Origin of the sequence: Rugamonas aquatica, assembly GCF_009380215.1 — a bacterium.
In the GTDB taxonomy this organism is placed as follows: Bacteria; Pseudomonadota; Gammaproteobacteria; order Burkholderiales; family Burkholderiaceae_D; genus Rugamonas; species Rugamonas aquatica_B.
Map to the genome: position 1 here is coordinate 1 of NZ_WHUG01000003.1, position 18342 is coordinate 18342.

Genomic DNA, 18342 nt, shown 5'->3' on the forward strand with positions numbered 1-18342 from the left:
GGCGCGGCGCGCGCGCTGGCCGGCAGCACGGCCGGCCACAGCGCGGCCGGCAGCATCGCCAGCAAGCGGCGACGCCGGTTCATGACGCCTCGCCGTAGGGCAGGCTCAGCGACACGCGCGTGCCGTGCTGCGGCACGCTGTCCAGCGTGACTTGCCCCTTCATCAGCCCGACCACCATGCTGTGCACGCTGGCCAGGCCGAGGCCGGTGCCGGTCCGGCCCAGCTGGGTGGTGTAGAACGGTTCGAACACCTGCGACAGGTGCTCGGGCGCGATGCCGGCGCCATCGTCGATCCAGTCGATGACCACCGCGTCGACGCCGGCGCGCGCCTCGACCACGATGGCGCCGCCGTCGTGGCGGGCGAAGGCGTGCAGCAGGCAGTTGTCCATCAGGTGCTGGAACACCACCTGGCAAGTGCCCGGATAGCCGTGCAGCCACAGCTGCTCCGGCATCTTCAGCGTCAGCGTGATGCCGCGCGCCTGCAGGCCGCGGCGCCAGTTGCCGGCGCAAAAGCGCAGGCGGTCGGCCAGGTCGAACAGGGTGGCCGGCTCCTGGGTCGTCTGGCCGGACAAGCCCTTGAAGCGCTCGACCAGCTGGCCGATCTGGCGCAGCGCGCGGTCGACCAGTTCGCCGCCCTGGGTGACGTTGTCGAGCAAGCCTTCGAGCTGGCTGCGGCGCAGCGCGCCGGCGTCCAGGCCGCGCCGCAATTCCTCGGCCTGGGCCGTGATGGCGCTGGCCGCGACCCGCGCGTTGCCCAGCGGCGTATTGAGTTCGTGCGCCATGCCGACCACCATGCGCGACAGGCCCAGCTGCTTCTCCTGCTGCATCAGCGAGCGCATCGCCTCGCCCAGGTCGGCGGTGCGCTCGCGCACCTGCTGCTCCAGGCGGTCGTGCGCCAGCTGCAGCGCTTCCTCGGTGGCCTGGCGCACCGCGACTTCCTGGCGCAGCGTCGCCAGCGCGCTGTTGAGTTCCTGGTTGCGCTGCACCAGCGAGTTTTCCAGCACCGTGCCGTGCTGCGCCAGCAGGGCGTTCTGGTACAGCAGCTGCGGGCGCTCCATCACCGCGCTCAGCGTCTCGCCCAGCGAGGTGGCCAGCTCGCGCTTGTGGCGGCGCTCCATCGCCACCTGGCGGATGGTCGCCTGCAAGGCTTGCTCCAGATAGCCCCAGCGGCGGCCGTAGCGGCGGATCGCCTGCAGGGTGATCTCGCGCAGGCGCGCGCTGCTCAGCGTGTCGCCGGCCAGGCCGGCGTCGTAGGCCAGCAGCGCCTGCCAGGCGGGCTCGCGCGCGCCGGCCTCAACGTTCGCGTCCGCGTCCGCGCAGTCCGCCAGCAGCGTGCACAGCACCAGCCACGGTTCCCAGTAGCCGTCGCGGCCGAACTTGGCGCGCAGCTGCCGCATGTAGTCGCGGCAGTCGGCGGCGCGCTCGCAGGTGGCCGTCACCATGGACAGGTTCAGCAGCGCCAGGCATTCCTGCGAATCGAGGCCGTGCTCGCGCGCGCGCTGCAACACCAGCTCGCGCCGCGCCAGACAGTCGCGCCACAGCGCGGCGGCGCCGTCGTCGTCGCCCTCTTCCAGCGCCAGGTAGTAGGCGGCCGAGGCCGCGTAATCGAGCAGCATCACGTGGATGGGCGGCGTCAGCTCGGCGGGCTGGGCCAGCATCTGCGTGCAGAACTGCTGCAGCTCCAGATGCATCTCCGCGCTCAGCATGACGCGGCAGCGGGCCGCGCGCATCTGCGTGACCAGGCGCGGCAATGCGCAGCGTTCGTACAGCTCGGCGGCCTTGGCCAGGCTGTCGAGCGCCGCGTGGTGCAGGCGCATGCGCATCTGCACCCAGTGCAGCGCGCGCAGCGCGGCGGCCTGGGCCAGCGGATGCTGTTCGGTCTGGGCCTGCAGCTGCAGGCTCTTGGCCGGCATCAGCAGCTCGTCGGGCACCAGCGTGACATCGGCCGCGCGCGCCAGCAGCTGGAACGCTTCGAGCTCCAGCGCCTGCGAGGCGTTGAGCCGGGCCGACGCCAGCTGTTGCAGGATGGAGGAAAAGTGCGCCATTTCGTGCGCCATCAGGCACTCGCGCAGCGTTTGCAGCTGCTGCTCGGCCCCGGCCACTTCGCCGGCGGTCACGGCATATGAACGTGTTTCAGATGCAGACATCACCCTGCCCCCATAGCGAACTCGCGCGTCGGACCAGTATTACACGAAGTCGCTTTCAGCTGAACAGCCGGCCGGTGAGTGTTGCAAATAGGTAGCGCGGCGGCGAATGATCGAAATTTTCGAAAATACGCCGCAAAGTTTTCCGTTTTAATTTTTGGCGCGGCTGATGGATACTTGATTCCAGCAGCAAGAAACACCGAGATTCGCGCACACAACCCCATCGAAATTATTGAACATCAAGGATGATTACCATGCCAACCGCGATCGCCCAACCAGGCCCTACCCTGCTGGACCCCAGCAACCACACGCTGATCATGATTGACCATCAGTCGCAGATGGCGTTCGCCACCAAGTCGATCGACCCGGTGCAGCTGCGCAACAACGCCGCGCTGGTGGCCAGGGCGGCCAAGGGGTTCCAGGTGCCGACCATCCTGACCACGGTGGCGGAGAAATCGTTCTCCGGCCCGATCTTCGATGAAATCCAGTCGGTCTTCCCCGGCCAGGCCGCCATCGACCGCAGCACCATGAACACCTGGGAAGACCCGCGCATCGCCGCGCGCGTCAACGCCATCGGCAGGGGCAAGATCGTGCTGGCCGGCCTGTGGACGTCGGTGTGCATCGTCGGCCCGGCGCTGTCGGCGCTGGACCAGGGCTTCGAGGTCTACGTCATCACCGACGCCAGCGGCGACGTCTCCGACGAAGCCCACGAGCGCGCCGTGGAACGCATGGTGCAGCTGGGCGCCCGCCCGATGACCTCGCTGCAATATTTACTGGAACTGCAGCGCGACTGGGCGCGCGCCGACAGCTACAACGAGACGGTGGCCACCGCCATCGCCCACGGCGGCGGCTACGGCCTCGGCCTGGTCTACGCCAAGACCATGTTCGGCGCCGCCGAAGGGCATTGATCCGCCATCGGCCCGCCTTATCTGGCGGGCTGGCGTTCGCGCAGCCACGGCGTCGCCGCGCGGCGTCTGCATCTGCGCCGCGCCGCCTACTTGTCGCGCACCTGGTATTTCTTGACGAAGCCGGACGGATCGAACAGCACCGACACTTCGCGTGCATTGTCGCTGCTGCTCATCACCAGACTGAGCCACGGCAGCGAATCGACGATCTTGGGCACGCCCACTTCGTACAGCCACAGCTCGTAGCCATTGTCGAAGCGGGTGATGTGGGCGTCGCCGAGCGCGGCGCGGACGTCGGCCCGGGTCGCCTTGCCGATCACCAGCGTGTGCGCCGCTTCCTCCGTGGTCAGCGACCTGGCCTTGCCGTTGCCGGTGGTGGCGCAGGCCGTCAGCGCCAGCGCGCACCAGGCCGCCATGCCGTAACGCCGCAGCGGCGCCATCACAGCGCCGCTCCCGGCGGGTCGTCGTCCATGTAGTCGAACTGCAGCAGCGTGTCGTCCTGCCAGCCTTGTTCGTACAGGGGCTTGAACTGCATCATGAAGGCCTTGTCGCGCAAAAAATACCAGTCCTGCAAGTCGGTCAGCATGGGCGCGTCCGGCCCGTGCAACTGGGCGGCGGGCAGTATCACGCGCCGCGCGCCTTGCATGAGGGCGATGCTGAACAGGGGGCGCTCCGTAAAATAGAACATATTGATCGACAGCGTGCGGCACGGGTCGGGCAGCTTGGTGATCAGGAGATTGACCGGCGAGGGCACGTAAGCCACCAGGTCCGCCACCATGCCGACCTTACATTCCAGCAGCAGGTCGCCGAGGCGCCGCGTCTTGGCCGGCGTGCCGGGGCTGCGGATCTCGGCCCGCCAGGTCAGGCTGCCGGCCTTGCGGTTGCTCGTCACCATGGCGTCGTCCTGCGCGGCGGCGGCGTCCCTGGGCAGCTCGAAGCTCAGGTCCGCGTCCAGCGGAATGGCGATCCTGGTGTGCGCGCCGCGCAGCTGCATGGTCAAGCCCTGCAGGCTGACGCCGGCCCGGCGCGGCAGCACCTTGAAGCGCAGCGTCGCGCCGGGCGCCAGCGGGCGGTTCCGCTCGAAGACTTCCATGCCTTCGAAGATCTTGCGATAGGATTTTTCATCGCGGTCGCCGCGCGCGCCCGGCACTTCCACGACCGCGGCGGCGGCCTGGCCGTGGTCCTGGCCCGCCGCCGCCACGGGCGGGAATGGACACAGCAGCAGCGCCACCAGCACGGCGCGGGGAATGAAGTGGTTCATCTTGCCCTTAGGTCATACGGAGGCTTGATTGTATGACGCTCAACCTTCTGCCCAGCTTAATATGCGGCCGGGTATCAGCGCCGGCGCGCGGCCGCGTGCAACCGGGGCGCGCTGCGGGCGGCGGCGCCCGGCAGGCAGGCCATCAACAGCAAGTGTCCGCGCATCGTCATCACAATCACAGGCCCGGCAAGGAAGGGGTTCGATATTACGACAGGAGAAAATGATCGATTCGGCGAGCCAAAAAAAAATCCCTGCAACGTCCATGAAGTGCAGGGATTTTTTTACTCACATCGGCGACGTGGCGGATGCTTAGAACGGAATGTCGTCATCCATGTCCGAGAAGTTCGGCGCCGGGCGCGGGGCCGGGCGCGGCGCTGGGGCCGGTGGCGCCATCTGCGGACGCGGCGCCGGTGCCTGGCGCTGCTGCTGTGGCGGGGCGTCGTAGCCGCCGCCGTCGTCCATGCCGGCGTCGCCGCCCATGCCTTGACGGCCGCCCAGCATTTGCATCTGCTCGGCGATGATGTCGGTCGCGTACTTCTCGACGCCATCCTTATCGGTGTACTTGCGGGTTTGCAGGCGGCCTTCGACGTAGACCGACGAACCTTTTTTCAGGTATTGACCAACGATCTCGGCCAGACGGCCGAAGAAGGAAATACGGTGCCATTCGGTGAGCTCTTTCTGCTCGCCGGTGTTGCGGTCCTTCGATTTGTACGATGTCGCCACAGCAATGTTGGCGATCGCGTCACCGCTAGGCATGTAGCGAATTTCCGGATCGCGACCCAGATTGCCGACGATGATGACTTTGTTGACTGATGCCATGTATGAAACTCCTGAGTAACGGCGGCCGCCTCAAGCGGGCTGTTTATGTGATGCGCAAACAGCGATTATAGTCGAACGGGCCAGCCACCCGCCAAAATTTCCATTGCGGCCCTTCAAGAAAATACTGGTATTATATACAGTGCCGCGACGCCCAAGTTCGATCTGGCGCAAGGTCGGCGCATATATTCAAACCCAGCTATAGTAGCGGGTTGACCCGAAAGGCAAAAATCCATGGAACAGATCCGCATCCGCGGCGCACGCACGCACAACCTCAAAAACATCAACCTCGACCTGCCGCGCAACAAGCTCATCGTGATTACCGGCCTGTCCGGCTCCGGTAAGTCCTCGCTGGCTTTCGATACGCTGTACGCCGAGGGCCAGCGCCGCTATGTGGAATCGCTGTCGGCCTACGCCCGCCAGTTCCTGCAGCTGATGGAAAAACCCGACGTCGACCTGATCGAAGGCCTGTCGCCGGCCATCTCGATCGAGCAGAAAGCCACCTCGCACAATCCGCGCTCGACGGTCGGCACCGTCACCGAGATCCACGACTACCTGCGCCTGTTGTACGCGCGCGTCGGCACGCCCTACTGCATCAACCACCCGGACCACGCGCTGGCCGCGCAGACCGTGTCGCAGATGGTCGACGCCGTGCTGGCCATGCCGGAAGCGACCAAGCTGATGATCCTGGCGCCGGTGGTGGCCAACCGCAAGGGCGAGCACTCCGACCTGTTCGAGCAGATGCAGGCCCAGGGCTTCGTGCGCTTCCGCGTGCAGAGCGGCACCCACGACGCCAAGATCTATGAAGTGGACGACCTGCCCAAGCTGAAGAAAACCGAGAAGCACACCATCGACGTGGTGATCGACCGCGTCAAGGTCAGCGCCGACATCAAGCAGCGTCTGGCCGAGAGCTTCGAGACCGCGCTGCGCCTGGCCGACGGCCGCGCCGTGGCCTTGGAAATGGATAGCGGCACCGAGCACGTCTACTCCAGCAAGTTCGCCTGCAACGAGTGCGGCTATTCGCTGCAGGAGCTGGAACCGCGCCTGTTCTCGTTCAACAACCCGATGGGCGCCTGCCCGGAATGCGACGGCCTCGGCCACATCGAATTCTTCGATCCCAAGCGCATCGTCGCCTTCCCGAATCTGTCGCTGGCCTCCGGCGCCGTCAAGGGCTGGGATCGCCGCAACCAGTTCTACTTCCAGATGCTGTCCAACCTGGCGGCCTACTACGAGTTCGACCTCGACCTGCCGTACGAGCAGCTGCCGAAGACCGCGCAGGAAGTGATCCTGCACGGCTCGGGCAAGACCAACATCCCGTTCACCTACGTCAATGAACGCGGCCGCACCGTCATCAAGGAGCATGCGTTCGAAGGCGTGGTCACCAACCTGGCGCGCCGCTACCGCGAAACCGATTCGATGGCGGTCAAGGAGGAGCTGGCCAAGTTCATCAACGAGAAGCAGTGCCCGTCCTGCCACGGCGCGCGCCTGCGGGTGGAAGCGCGCTTCGTCAAGGTCGGCACCGGCAAGCAGGAGAAGGCCATCTACGAGATCGCCGAAAAGCCTTTGCGCGACACGCTGTCGTTCTTCGAGCAGCTCAAATTGAAAGGCGCGAAGAAAGAGATCGCCGACCGCGTGGTCAAGGAAATCATCTCGCGCCTGCAGTTCCTCAACAACGTCGGCCTCGACTACCTGTCGCTGGACCGCAGCGCCGACACGCTGTCCGGCGGCGAAGCGCAGCGCATCCGCCTGGCCTCGCAGATCGGCTCCGGCCTGACCGGCGTGATGTACGTGCTCGATGAACCGTCGATCGGCCTGCACCAGCGCGACAACGACCGCCTGATCGAAACGCTGAAGCACCTGCGCGACATCGGCAACAGCGTGCTGGTGGTCGAGCACGACGAAGACGCGATCCGCACCGCCGACTACATCGTCGACATGGGCAAGGGCGCCGGCGTGCACGGCGGCGACGTCATCGCCCAAGGCACCTTGCAGGACATCCTGAAGAACAAGAATTCGCTGACGGCCCAGTACCTGAAAGGCACGCTGAAGATCGCCGTGCCGAAGCAGCGCCACGTGGCCAACGAAGACAAGCAGCTGGTCATCACCGGCGCCACCGGCAACAACCTGAAGAAGGTCAATCTGCACCTGCCGGTCGGCCTGATGACGTGCGTGACCGGCGTCTCCGGTTCCGGCAAGTCCTCGCTGATCAACGACACGCTGTACCCGGCGCTGTCGCGCCACCTGTACGGCTCGCAGACCGAACCGTCGCCGCACGACAGCATCAGCGGCCTGGAGCACTTCGACAAGGTGATCGCCGTCGACCAGGCGCCGATCGGCCGCACGCCGCGCTCGAATCCCGCCACCTACACCGGTTTGTTCACGCCGATCCGCGACCTGTTCGCGACCGTGCCGACCGCCAAGGAACGCGGCTACAGCGCCGGGCGCTTCTCGTTCAACGTCAAGGGCGGCCGCTGCGAAGCCTGCCAGGGCGACGGCGTCATCAAGGTCGAGATGCACTTCCTGCCGGACGTGTACGTGCCGTGCGACGTCTGCCACGGCAAGCGCTACAACCGCGAAACGCTGGAAGTGCAGTACAAGGGCAAGAACATCACCGAAATCCTCGACATGACCGTCGAAGACGCGCACGAGTTCTTCAAGCCGGTGCCGCTGATCGCGCGCAAGCTGCACACGCTGCTGGACGTGGGCCTGGGCTACATCAAGCTGGGCCAGAGCGCCACCACGCTGTCGGGCGGCGAGGCGCAGCGCGTCAAGCTGTCGCTGGAACTGTCCAAGCGCGACACCGGACGCACGCTGTACATCCTGGACGAGCCGACCACCGGCCTGCATTTCCACGACATCGACCTGCTGCTGAAAGTGATCCACCGCCTGCGCGACCAGGGCAACACGCTGGTCATCATCGAGCACAACCTGGACGTGATCAAGACGGCCGACTGGATCGTCGACCTGGGACCGGAAGGCGGCGCGGGCGGCGGCAAGATCATCGCCGCCGGCACGCCGGAAGACGTGGCGGCCAACCCCGCCAGCGTCACCGGCAAGTACCTGGTGCCGTTGCTGAAGTAAGCCCTCCGTTCATTGCCCCTTGATCAGGGGCAAGTCCTCTCCCCGCAGCCTCAAGGACAATGCAGCGATGCATAGTCCTTGGAGCCTGCCATGGGTATCAATACAAAGTATGTTTGGCCGCTCGCTGCGCTGCTGGGCGCCACCTCGATCGGGACGGCGTCGCTGCTGGCCTACAAGGCCCAGTCCGAGCGGCAGCAGGTCGACTTCATCACGCGGTTTTACCAGGGCTATCTGGCCGATGCGCGGCGCACGCCGCCGCCGGCCGGATCGTTCTATTCGGCGGAACTCGAAGCGCTGCTGGCCGCCAACCACGCGCTGTGCGGCAGGCTGGCGCATGACGACGAAATCTGCGGCTACGACGCCGATGGCGATGTGCTGCTGGACGCGCAGGAAACCGCGCCCGGCCTGGACTTCCAGCAGGCCGGCTTCAAGGCGGTGCACGCCGGCCGGGCGCGCGTCGACGCCTCCTTCAGCATCTTCCCCGGCGCGGGCAACAACTACCAGCGCCAGATACGCTTCGTGCTGAAACGGGAAGACGGCGGCTGGCGCGTCGACAACATGCTGTTCGGCGCCAACGGCGTCTTCACCGAGACGAATGCGATGCGGCCGGACATCCTGCACGAGAACCAGGCGCTGCTGGCCCGCGCACGGACCGGCAGCGGCTCCACGCTCAAGGCCGGCGCGCCGCCTTGAATTAAGCGCTTGCTGCGAGCGCTTACTGCACCGCGGTGACGCGGGTCTGCTTCAGCTTCTCGGCGCCGACCCAGTCCTTGATGTGCGATTCCAGCACATCCATCGGCAACGCGCCCGCGCCCAGCACCTGGTCGTGGAAGCTGCGGATGTCGAAGCCGCTGCCCAGCTCCTTGCGGGCGTAGTCGCGCAGCTCAAGGATCTTCAGCTGGCCGATCTTGTAGCCCAGCGCCTGGCCCGGCCACACGATGTAGCGGTCGGTCTCGCTCTGCACTTCCACTTCCTCGATGCCCGAGTGGTCGTGGAAGAAGTCCACCACCTGCTGGCGGCTCCACTTCTTGTAGTGCAGGCCGGTGTCCACCACCAGGCGGATCGCGCGCAGCATCTCGTCCTGCAGGTGGCCGTAGTAGCTGTACGGGTCTTTGTAGAAGCCCAGCTCCTCGCCCAGACGCTCCGAATACAGCGCCCAGCCTTCGGCATACGCCGTGTAGTTGCCCTGCTGGCGGAAGGTCGGCAAGCCTTCGATCTCCTGCGCGATGGTCAGCTGCATGTGGTGGCCCGGCACGCCTTCGTGCAGCGCGGTGGTCTCGATGTCGATGGTCGAGCGGTGCGCGAAATCGCCGGTGTTGACCATCACGCGGCCCGGACGCTTGCCGTCCGGCGAACCGGTCATGTAGGCCGCGGCCGACGCGCCCTTCTCGCGGAATTCCTCGACCGGCTTGATTTCCACTTTACCCTTGGGCAGCACGCCGAACTGCTGCGACAGCTGGGTGTACATCTGGTCCGTATATTTCTGGTACAGGTCGATGATTTCCTGGCGCGATTTCGGATGCAGCTCCGGCTTGGCGGCCACCGCCTTGTTGAAGCTCTTCAGATCCTTGTAGCCCAGCTTTTGCGCCGTCGCCAGCATCTGCGATTCGATGCGCCTGACTTCGGACAGGCCCAGCTGATGGATCTCTTCCGGCGACATCTCGGTGGTGGTCGAGGACTTGGCCTTGTACGAGTAGCGCGCCACGCCGTCCGGCAGCGACCACATGCCGACGTCCTTGCGGCCGTATGGCGCGTACCTGGTCTTGGTGTAGACGGCCAGCTTCCTGTAGGCCGGGATCACGTCCTTCTGCACCGCCGCCAGCACTTCCTTGCTCAGGCGCGCCTTGTCGGCGTCCGAAAACTCTTTCGGGAATTTTTTCAGCGGCTCGGCGAACGGCGAGTCGGCCGGCTTCATGGCCGCCACGTCCTCGCACTGCTTGACGATTTTCGGGATCAGGAATTTCGGCGGCATCAGCTTGTCCTGCACGCCTTTTTCCATCTGCACGCGGGTCTCGTCGAACAGCTTGGGCAGCGTGTGCAGGCGGGCGATGTAGTCCTCGTAATCCTTGACGGTGTCGAACGGCAGCGCCGACACCAGCTGCGGCGCATCGATGTGGATGCCGGAGTTTTGCGCCAGCGGCATCTCCCAATCCTTGAAGCGGCCGCCTTCCACGCTCTGGCGCAGCTGGCGCACCATCAGTTCGCGGTTCAGCTGTTCCTGCAGCGGGAAGCCGGCGGTGTCCACCGCTTCGAAGCGCTTGAGGAAGTCGGCCGTGACTTTCAGGTCGGCCTCGATGCCGGCCTGCGAGAAGTCGGACCATTTGTCGTTGTAGCGCTTGTCGCCCAGCAGCGACGCCCATTCCGGGCTGGAGCGCATGGTGTATTCCCACTGTTCCTTGATCAGGCTGTTCAACGCTTCGCGGCGGGCGGCCAGGTCGGGCGCGGCGCCGCCGGACTGGGCGTGGGCGCCGCCCAGGATCAGGGAAAACAACAGGGCGCTGGCGACGCCGATACGGGTGGTTGCGGTTGTCATGTTCTAGGCCTATCAGGAAAAAATGGTGAGCATGCACTGTAGGCCGGCGCCCGCCCCGGCGCGCGCGAATTGCGCTGGAATGTTGAAACAAGGGCATGAAATGCATTTTCCAGCGACGGACGAAATCAGTGCTCCAGCAAATCTCCGGCGGCGTGGAACACCCGGCTGGGGTTTTCCGCCATCAGCGCATCGAGCGTGTTGAAGCCCCAGGCCACGGCGCCGAAATCCACGCCGGCTTCGGCCGAGACCCTGGCGTCGCGGATTTCGTCGCCGACCAGCAGCGTGTGCTCGCGCGCGACGCCGGTGGCGGCCAGCACCTTGCGTATCTTCGGCAGCTTGCCGAACAGCGAGGCGCCGCATTCGACATGGCTGAACAGGCCGGCCAGCTCCGGGCCCAGCACGTTAACCACATTGCTGCGCGAGTTGGAGCTGACCACGGCCAGGATCGCGCCGCGCGCCTTGAGCGCATGCAGCACCTCGGCCATGCCGTCGAACAGCCGGATGCGGCCGACGCTGCGCCCCATGGTCGCGCGCATGAAGGTGGCGATGGCCGGCACCTTCCACAACGGGATCTGGTGCACCGCCATGATCTGCCGCGCGTCGAGCCGGCGCAGCGCCTGCGTGCGGCTGCGGTCCATGCGGCGGAAGCCGTATTTGTCGGCGGCCTGGTCGAACACGTCGGCGAACACCGGCAGGGTGTCGGCCAGCGTGCCGTCGAAATCGAAGATGATCAGTTTGCGGTTCAAGCGGTCCTCAGAACAGTACGAAATCCTCGTTGCAGCTGGGTAGCGCACGCAGCACGCACCACAGCGGGCTGCGGTAGGCGAAGTATAGTCCGATCGGGATCAGCATCAGCAAGGCGGCCATCGTAGTTCCTTTTCGCACATGTGTGCGAAACTGGTTGAAAGAAAACCGCAGGCGGGCTGCGGCCGGGTTTATTCCATGTCGTTGAAGCTTTTGTAGGTCGAGATCAGCCGGCTGAAGGCGCGCTGCATGTGGCGCCTGGCCTGCCCGTCGCGCAGGAAACGGGTGTCGTGCATCAGGCCCACGATCAGGCTGTAGATTTCGTAGACCAGTTGGCCGGCGTCGGTGTCGGGCCGCAGGTGGCCCAGCTCCATGGCTTGCAGGATGGTCTTGCGCAGCGATGCGCGCCAGGCCATCACGCCCTGCTGCAAACGGTCGCGCAGCGGGCCGGCCTGGTCGTCGAACTCGAAGGCGCCGGCGCTGTACAGGCAGGCGTTGTTCAAGCCTTCGTTGCAGGCGCGCCGCGACCAGGCGCTGACCATGGCCATCAGGCGCGGCAAGCCCTTGGGCTGCTGCAATGAGGGCAGGAAGATGTCCTGCGAAAAGCGGCGGTCGTACTCGTCCAGCACGGCGGCCTGCAAGGTCTCCAGCGAGCCGACGCGGGAAAACACGCCGCTCTTGCTGATGCCGGTGCGCTTGGCCAGTTCGCCCAGCGACAGCTTGCCGATGCCATCGGCCGCCGCCATGTCCAGCGCGGCGTCGATGATGGTGGCGAAAGTCGCTTCGCTCTTTGCGGTCAGGGTGTCCATGCATCGAACTTTAGCACACCCGTGCGAAATAGCCAGCGTTATTTTTCCTTCTTGCCGTCCAGCGTGGCGATGGTGGCGGTGCTGGCCGGGCGTTCCCGCTGCAGGCGCCCGGCGACCCGCTCGGCCTGGCCGAAAGTGCGCAGCATGTTTTCGCCGGCCAGCTTCTTCAGGTCGGCGTCGCTCCAGCCACGGCGTATCAGTTCGGCGAACAGTGCGGGATATTTGGACACGTCTTCCAGCCCGACCGGCGTGGTGCCGCCATAGAAATCGCTGGCGATGCCGACGTGGTCGTGGCCGGCTGTCCTGGCCACGTAATCGATATGGTCGGCCACATCCTTGAGCGTGGCCTTGGGTGACGGGCCATGTTCCCTGATGTAGGCCTCTTCTATGCGCTTGAGCTCGGCTTCGCCGGCGATGCCCTTGCTCAGTTTCTCCAGCCCGGCGTCCCAGGCCATGGCGTCGCGGTTGACGAATGGCGGCACGAAAGTGACCATCGCCACGCCGCCGTTGGCGGCCATGCGCTTGAGGATGGCGTCCGGCACGTTGCGCGGGTGGGGGACCAGCGCGTAGGCCGAGCTGTGCGAAAAAATCACCGGCGCGGCGCTGGTGTCGAGCACATCGCGCATGACGTCGGGCGACACGTGGCTGATGTCGACCATCATGCCGAGCCGGTTCATTTCACGCACCACTTCCTTGCCGAACGGAGTCAGGCCATGGTGGCGCGGTTCGTCCAGCGCGGCGTCGACCCAGTCCAGCGTGACGTTGTGGGTCAGCGTCAGGTAGCGCGCGCCGAGGCTGTAGTAGATGCGCAGGGCGCCCAGCGAATTCTCCAGCACGTGGCCGCCCTCCATGCCCAGCAGCGACGCCAGCTTGCCCCGGGCGGCGATGCGGCGCACGTCGGCCACCGACAGCGCCAGCTCCATCGCCTCCGGATATCTGGCGATCATGCGGCGGGCGATGTCGAACTGTTCCAGCTGCACTTTGGCATAGCCCTCCTTCGTCTCGCCCGGTACGTAGATCGACCAGAACTGCGCGCGCAGCTGGCCTTGCCTGAGCCGCGCCACATCGGTTTCGCCGCTGGTGGTCTTGCGCAGGTCGTAGGCGTCGACATCCATCGGCGCCTGCGGGTCTTCGCGTATGGTCCACGGCAGGTCGTTGTGGCCGTCCAGCAGGATGGTGGTTTTCAGCAGCGCCCGCGCGTGCCGCAGCGCGGCATCGTCGACGGCGCTGGCGGTGGCGCTGGCAAAAGGCAGGATCAGGAACAGCAGCAGGGCTGGCAGACGCGACATGAATATCCGATCAGGAGGAGAGGTCGGCCGATACTAGCATGCTGGTCCGGCGCGCAAAAAAAACGGCGCGCATGGGATCACCCACGCGCGCCGCTTTCGGTCTCCTCCAGGCCGGCTTATCGTGCCAGGCGCTTCTCCAACTCAGCCTTGACGGCGGTCAGTTCGGTAGGCAGATGGTAGGCCAGCTTGGCGAACAGTTCATCGTGCAGTTTCAGCTCTTCGCGCCAGGCGTCCTTGTCGATCGAGGTGATCGTTTCGAACTCTTCCGGCGAAAACGGGATGCCGTCCCACTTCAGGTCGCCGAAGCGCGGGGTGGTGCCGAAGATGTTCTCGACGCCGCCGGCCGTGCCTTCGATGCGTTCCAGCATCCACTTCAGCACGCGCATATTGTCGCCGAAGCCAGGCCAGACGAAGTGGCCCTGCTCGTCGGTGCGGAACCAGTTGACGCAGTAGATCTTCGGCAGCGTGGCGGCGTTGACCTTGCCCAGCTTCTCGCCCAGGTTCAGCCAGTGCTGGAAGTAGTCGCTCATGTTGTAGCCGATGAAAGGCAGCATCGCGAACGGATCGCGGCGCACGATGCCCATCTGGCCGGCAGCGGCGGCGGTGGTTTCCGAACCCATGGTCGCGGCCATGTAGACGCCTTCCACCCAGTTGCGCGCTTCAGTGACCAGCGGCACGGTGGTCGAACGGCGGCCGCCGAAGATGAAGGCCGAGATCGGCACGCCGGCTGGATCGTCCCAGGCCGGATCGATCACCGGGTTCTGGGTCGCGGCCACGGTGAAGCGGGCGTTCGGGTGGGCGGCCTTGGTGCCGGAGGCCGGCGTCCAGTCCTTGCCCTGCCAGTCGATCAGGTGCGCAGGCGCTTCCTTGGTCAAGCCTTCCCACCAGATGTCGCCATCGTCGGTCAGCGCGACGTTGGTGAAGATGGTGTCCGAACCCAGCGACGCCATGCAGTTCGAGTTGGTGCGGGTGTTGGTGCCCGGCGCCACGCCGAAGTAGCCGGCTTCCGGATTGATCGCATACAGGCGGCCGTCGGCGCCCGGCTTGATCCAGGCGATGTCGTCGCCGATGGTGGTGACTTTCCAGCCGTCGAAGCTCGCCGGCGGGATCAGCATGGCGAAGTTGGTCTTGCCGCAGGCCGAAGGGAAGGCCGCCGCGACGTAGTGCTTCTTGCCCTCTGGCGATTCGACGCCCAGGATCAGCATGTGTTCAGCCAGCCAGCCGGTGCCGCCAGCCTGGGCATCTTGATGGCCCATGTTGGAAGCGATGCGCAGCGCGAAGCACTTCTTGCCCAGCAGCGCGTTGCCGCCGTAGCCCGAACCGTAGGACCAGATTTCGCGGGTCTCAGGGAAGTGCACGATGTATTTGGTGGCGTTGCACGGCCAGGCCACATCCTGCTGGCCGGCGGCCAGCGGTGCGCCGACGGTGTGCACGCATGGCACGAACTCGCCATCGGTGCCCAGCACGTCGTACACGGCCTTGCCCATGCGGGTCATGATGCGCATGTTGACGGCCACGTATGGCGAGTCCGACAGTTCCACGCCGATGTGGGCGATCGGCGAACCCAGCGGGCCCATCGAGAACGGCACCACGTACATCGTGCGGCCGGCCATGCAGCCGTCGAACAGCGGGTTCAGCGTGGCGCGCATTTCCGACGGCGCCATCCAGTTGTTGGTCGGGCCGGCTTCTTCCTTGGTGTTGGAGCAGATGAAGGTGCGGTCTTCGACGCGCGCGACGTCGGTCGGATCGGAGCAGGCGAGGTAGGAGTTCGGACGCAGTTCCTGGTTCAGCTTTTTCATGGTGCCGGCGGCAACCATTTCGCCGCACAGGCGGTCGTACTCTTCCTGGGAACCGTCGCACCAGTAAATGCGCGCCGGCTTGGTCAGGGCCGCGATTTCCGCTACCCAGTTGATCAACTTTTGCTGCTTGATGTAAGCTGGGACGTTGAGCAGTGCTGCAACGCCACCCATGACGGGTTGATTCATACTACCTCCAATGCTAATTAAAATTCTGCTCTGCATGCGGCAGGATCGTCGTCAGCTTTTGGCTTGCGCTCAGATGCCCATTCGAAATGGGTCGGCGGTATCACGGCGGTCTTGCGCGGCCCGGATTCATGATCGACAGGCCTGTTTTTTGAGGCGATTGTACACCCGTCAATAGCTGTTCCAGTCAAAAATGTAGGAGAATTAGTTGAGTAAAGTAGTAAGCTATTCAGGTTCTTTTGCAAGCCGTTATTTCCCTACGAAATTCCTCATAAAATCGGTTATCTTCCATGAAAATTGCGATTCTCGACGATTATCAGAATGCCACGACCACACTCGCCTGCTTAGCTTTATTGCGCGGACACGACGTTAAAGTGTTCAACAATTCGACGCGGGGGCTGGGCCAGCTGGCGATCCGGCTGGCGCCTTTCGACGCCCTGGTGCTGATCCGCGAACGCACCGCGCTGAACCGGGCGCTGCTGTCCAAGCTGCCCAATCTGAAGCTGATTTCGCAGACCGGCAAGCTTGCCGGCCACGTCGATGTCGACGCCGCGACCGAGCTGGGCATCGCGATCGCCGAGGGCGTCGGCTCGCCGACCGCGCCGGCCGAGCTGACCTGGGCGCTGATCATGGCGGCGGCGCGCAAGATCGTGCCCTACGCGTCCAACCTGAAGGATGGCTTGTGGCAGACCGCGTCCATCAATCCGCAATTGAACGGGCTGGGCGTGGTGCTCAAGGGGCGCACGCTGGGCATCTGGGGTTACGGCAAGATCGGCCAGATCGTCGCCGGCTACGGCCGCGCCTTCGGCATGCAGGTGGTGGTGTGGGGCAGCCAGTCCAGCCGCGACAAGGCGGTGGCCGACGGCCATGCGGCGGCGGCATCGCGCGAGGCACTGTTCGAGCAATCAGATGTGCTGAGCCTGCACCTGCGGCTGCATCCGGACACGCGCGGCATCGTCAGCGCCGACGACCTGGCGCGCATGAAGCCAAGCGCGCTGTTCGTCAACACCAGCCGCGCCGAGCTGGTGCAGCCCGGCGCGCTGGAACAGGCGCTGCCGCAAGGCCGGCCCGGCTACGCGGCGCTGGACGTGTTCGAATCCGAACCGCTGGCGGCCGACAATCCGCTGCTGCGCATGCCGACCGTGCTGGCCACGCCGCACCTCGGCTATGTGGAGCAGGATAGCTACGAGCTGTATTTCCGCCACGCGTTCCAGAACATCGTCGATTTCGCCGCGGGCGGCTGCGACAAGATCAACAACCCGGGCTATGTCCGTCATTCCCCCCACCGGGGGAAATGACTTCCCGCGAAAGCGGGAATCCATAGGACGCTAGCCGGCCCGCTCAGCATGGATTCCCGCTTTTGCGGGAATGACCTGCCGGCGCTAATCCGCCTGCTCGGGGATTTCCGGCAGGCCGGTCAGGTTGATGCGCGGCGCGGGCATGGCGTGCACCTTGCTCCACAAGCCGGCCCAGCCGGGCGGCCAGGCGATGTCCGGCCCGGCGTACGGCGGCAGCGAGGCGCGCACCGGCACCACCGGCACCGGCGGCATGTCGACCAGCGGGCCGCCGTCCGGACGCTGCATGTCCAGGCTGTACATATACCCGGGCAGCAGGGCGTCGCACACGCCGGCGAACCAGGCCGTGTGGTCTTCGTCGCGCCCCAGCGCCTGCGCCAACCCCTGCGGGTCGAAGCGCGCCAGCGCGTGGATCAGCTCCTCGGTGCTGGCGCCCGGCGTGTCGCCCCAGCCCATCACCGGATTGACGTTGTAGTCGGCGCCCGAGCCGTACCAGCCCTCGCGCCACGAGCGCTGCATCCAGTCGCGCCGGCCGGTGAACAGATGCCAGCGCCAGTGCAGGCCGGACGGCTTGGGCCAGGAATACAGGTAGAGCCGCTGATAGCCGGCCTGGTGCAGCGCGCGCACCACCGCCATCAGGCGCGCGTGCGGCATGCGGTCCGGTGGGGCGCGGCGGAACAGGATCGCTTCGCCGTCGGCGAACTGCACCTCGTCGATGGACAGGTTCAAGTCCAGCGTCCGCGCCTCGCTGCCGAAACGGGCCGAGATCCAGCCGGTCAGCAGATTGACCGACGTGATGACGCCGTAGCCGCGATGGCGGTGGAAAATGACGGTTCCGGGGGCGAGCGCTTTCATGGTATCGAAACGAACAAAGAAACCAGTGTAGCCATAGTATGCCCAAGTTTCCAGCCCGCCGACGGACTGTTTTCGCGTTCTTGGGCGGCTGCGGTTTGGGTTATGATGCAGATCATTTTAATCTGCCTGAGCTTTCATCATGACCCTGCGCATCCTCGCCACCGGCGGCACCTTCGACAAACACTACAACGAACTGAACGGCACCCTGGGCTTCGCCGACAGCCACCTGCCGGCCGTGCTGGCGCGTTGCCGCCTGACGGTGGACGTGGCGCTGGAACAGTTGCCGCTGATGGATTCGCTGGACATGGTGGACGCCGACCGCGAGCGCATCCTGGCCTCGTGCCGCGCCGCCGGCGAAAAGGCGATCGTCATCATCCACGGCACCGACACCATGCCGCAGACCGCCGCCGTGCTGGGCCCTGCCGGCCTGGGCCAGACCATCGTGCTGACCGGCGCCATGATCCCCTACGAGATCGCCAATTCCGACGCGCTGTTCAACCTGGGCTTTGCCGCCGGCGTGGCGCAAACCCTGCCGCCTGGCGTGTACGTGGCCATGAACGGCAAGATTTTCGCGTGGGATAACGTGCAGAAAAACAAAGCGGCCGGAGTGTTCCAGCCGCTGTAACGCC

General features: G+C 65.4%; 15 protein-coding genes. 5 read left to right on the top strand and 10 right to left on the bottom strand.

The annotated features are described in order from the left end of the window. Positions 1 to 79: 79 nt before the first annotated feature. Positions 80 to 2116, bottom strand: coding sequence for a HAMP domain-containing sensor histidine kinase (locus GEV02_RS08035; protein WP_328595755.1), 2037 nt, complete (start codon positions 2114 to 2116; stop codon positions 80 to 82). Between the two features lie 281 nt (positions 2117 to 2397). Here GEV02_RS08035 and GEV02_RS08040 point away from each other — a divergent pair, with 281 nt between their 5' ends. Further along, positions 2398 to 3051 (top strand): hydrolase, encoded by a 654-nt coding sequence (locus GEV02_RS08040; RefSeq protein ID WP_152837560.1) that lies wholly within the window; start codon positions 2398 to 2400, stop codon positions 3049 to 3051. Between the two features lie 86 nt (positions 3052 to 3137). Here GEV02_RS08040 and GEV02_RS08045 read toward each other — a convergent pair whose 3' ends face one another. The 3 genes from GEV02_RS08045 to ssb all read right to left on the bottom strand — a co-directional run bounded on the left by GEV02_RS08045 (position 3138) and on the right by ssb (position 5128). Beyond that, positions 3138 to 3491, bottom strand: coding sequence for a hypothetical protein (locus GEV02_RS08045; protein ID WP_152837561.1), 354 nt, complete (start codon positions 3489 to 3491; stop codon positions 3138 to 3140). After that, entirely contained in the window at positions 3488 to 4309 is an 822-nt protein-coding gene (locus GEV02_RS08050; RefSeq protein WP_152837562.1) for a hypothetical protein, read from the bottom strand. The genes GEV02_RS08045 and GEV02_RS08050 overlap by 4 nt, the downstream gene beginning before the upstream one ends. Before the next feature lie 309 nt (positions 4310 to 4618). Beyond that, positions 4619 to 5128, bottom strand: a complete 510-nt coding sequence (gene ssb / locus GEV02_RS08055) for a single-stranded DNA-binding protein (RefSeq protein WP_008442904.1) — start codon at positions 5126 to 5128, stop codon at positions 4619 to 4621. A gap of 231 nt (positions 5129 to 5359) precedes the next feature. Between ssb and uvrA the strand changes: the two genes are divergently transcribed. Beyond that, positions 5360 to 8206 (top strand): excinuclease ABC subunit UvrA, encoded by a 2847-nt coding sequence (gene uvrA, locus GEV02_RS08060; RefSeq protein WP_152837563.1) that lies wholly within the window; start codon positions 5360 to 5362, stop codon positions 8204 to 8206. 90 nt (positions 8207 to 8296) lie between these two features. Beyond that, entirely contained in the window at positions 8297 to 8899 is a 603-nt protein-coding gene (locus GEV02_RS08065) for a hypothetical protein (protein WP_152837564.1), read from the top strand. A gap of 22 nt (positions 8900 to 8921) precedes the next feature. On the opposite strand, the gene GEV02_RS08070 is transcribed toward GEV02_RS08065, so the two are convergent. From GEV02_RS08070 to GEV02_RS08090, 5 genes are all read right to left on the bottom strand, one after another. Continuing rightward, positions 8922 to 10739 (bottom strand): DUF885 domain-containing protein, encoded by a 1818-nt coding sequence (locus GEV02_RS08070; RefSeq protein WP_152837565.1) that lies wholly within the window; start codon positions 10737 to 10739, stop codon positions 8922 to 8924. A 125-nt stretch (positions 10740 to 10864) separates the two neighbouring features. Further along, positions 10865 to 11485: an HAD hydrolase-like protein gene (locus GEV02_RS08075; RefSeq protein ID WP_152837566.1), complete on the bottom strand. Its 621-nt coding sequence runs from the start codon at positions 11483 to 11485 to the stop codon at positions 10865 to 10867. Between the two features lie 189 nt (positions 11486 to 11674). Then, positions 11675 to 12292 (bottom strand): TetR/AcrR family transcriptional regulator, encoded by a 618-nt coding sequence (locus tag GEV02_RS08080; RefSeq protein ID WP_152837567.1) that lies wholly within the window; start codon positions 12290 to 12292, stop codon positions 11675 to 11677. A gap of 38 nt (positions 12293 to 12330) precedes the next feature. After that, positions 12331 to 13581 (bottom strand): dipeptidase, encoded by a 1251-nt coding sequence (locus GEV02_RS08085; protein ID WP_152837568.1) that lies wholly within the window; start codon positions 13579 to 13581, stop codon positions 12331 to 12333. A 116-nt stretch (positions 13582 to 13697) separates the two neighbouring features. Beyond that, a complete protein-coding gene (locus GEV02_RS08090) occupies positions 13698 to 15566 on the bottom strand; it encodes a phosphoenolpyruvate carboxykinase (GTP) (RefSeq protein ID WP_152837569.1) in 1869 nt (622 codons plus the stop codon). Between the two features lie 287 nt (positions 15567 to 15853). Between GEV02_RS08090 and GEV02_RS08095 the strand changes: the two genes are divergently transcribed. Further along, a complete protein-coding gene (locus GEV02_RS08095) occupies positions 15854 to 16861 on the top strand; it encodes a D-2-hydroxyacid dehydrogenase family protein (RefSeq protein WP_152837570.1) in 1008 nt (335 codons plus the stop codon). An 84-nt stretch (positions 16862 to 16945) separates the two neighbouring features. On the opposite strand, the gene GEV02_RS08100 is transcribed toward GEV02_RS08095, so the two are convergent. After that, entirely contained in the window at positions 16946 to 17713 is a 768-nt protein-coding gene (locus GEV02_RS08100) for an L-asparaginase (protein ID WP_152837571.1), read from the bottom strand. Positions 17714 to 17852: 139 nt separating this feature from the next. Here GEV02_RS08100 and GEV02_RS08105 point away from each other — a divergent pair, with 139 nt between their 5' ends. Further along, the gene (locus GEV02_RS08105) at positions 17853 to 18338 is read left to right on the top strand and encodes an asparaginase domain-containing protein (protein WP_152837572.1); all 486 of its coding nucleotides are present in this window, start codon (positions 17853 to 17855) and stop codon (positions 18336 to 18338) included. Positions 18339 to 18342: the final 4 nt, after the last annotated feature.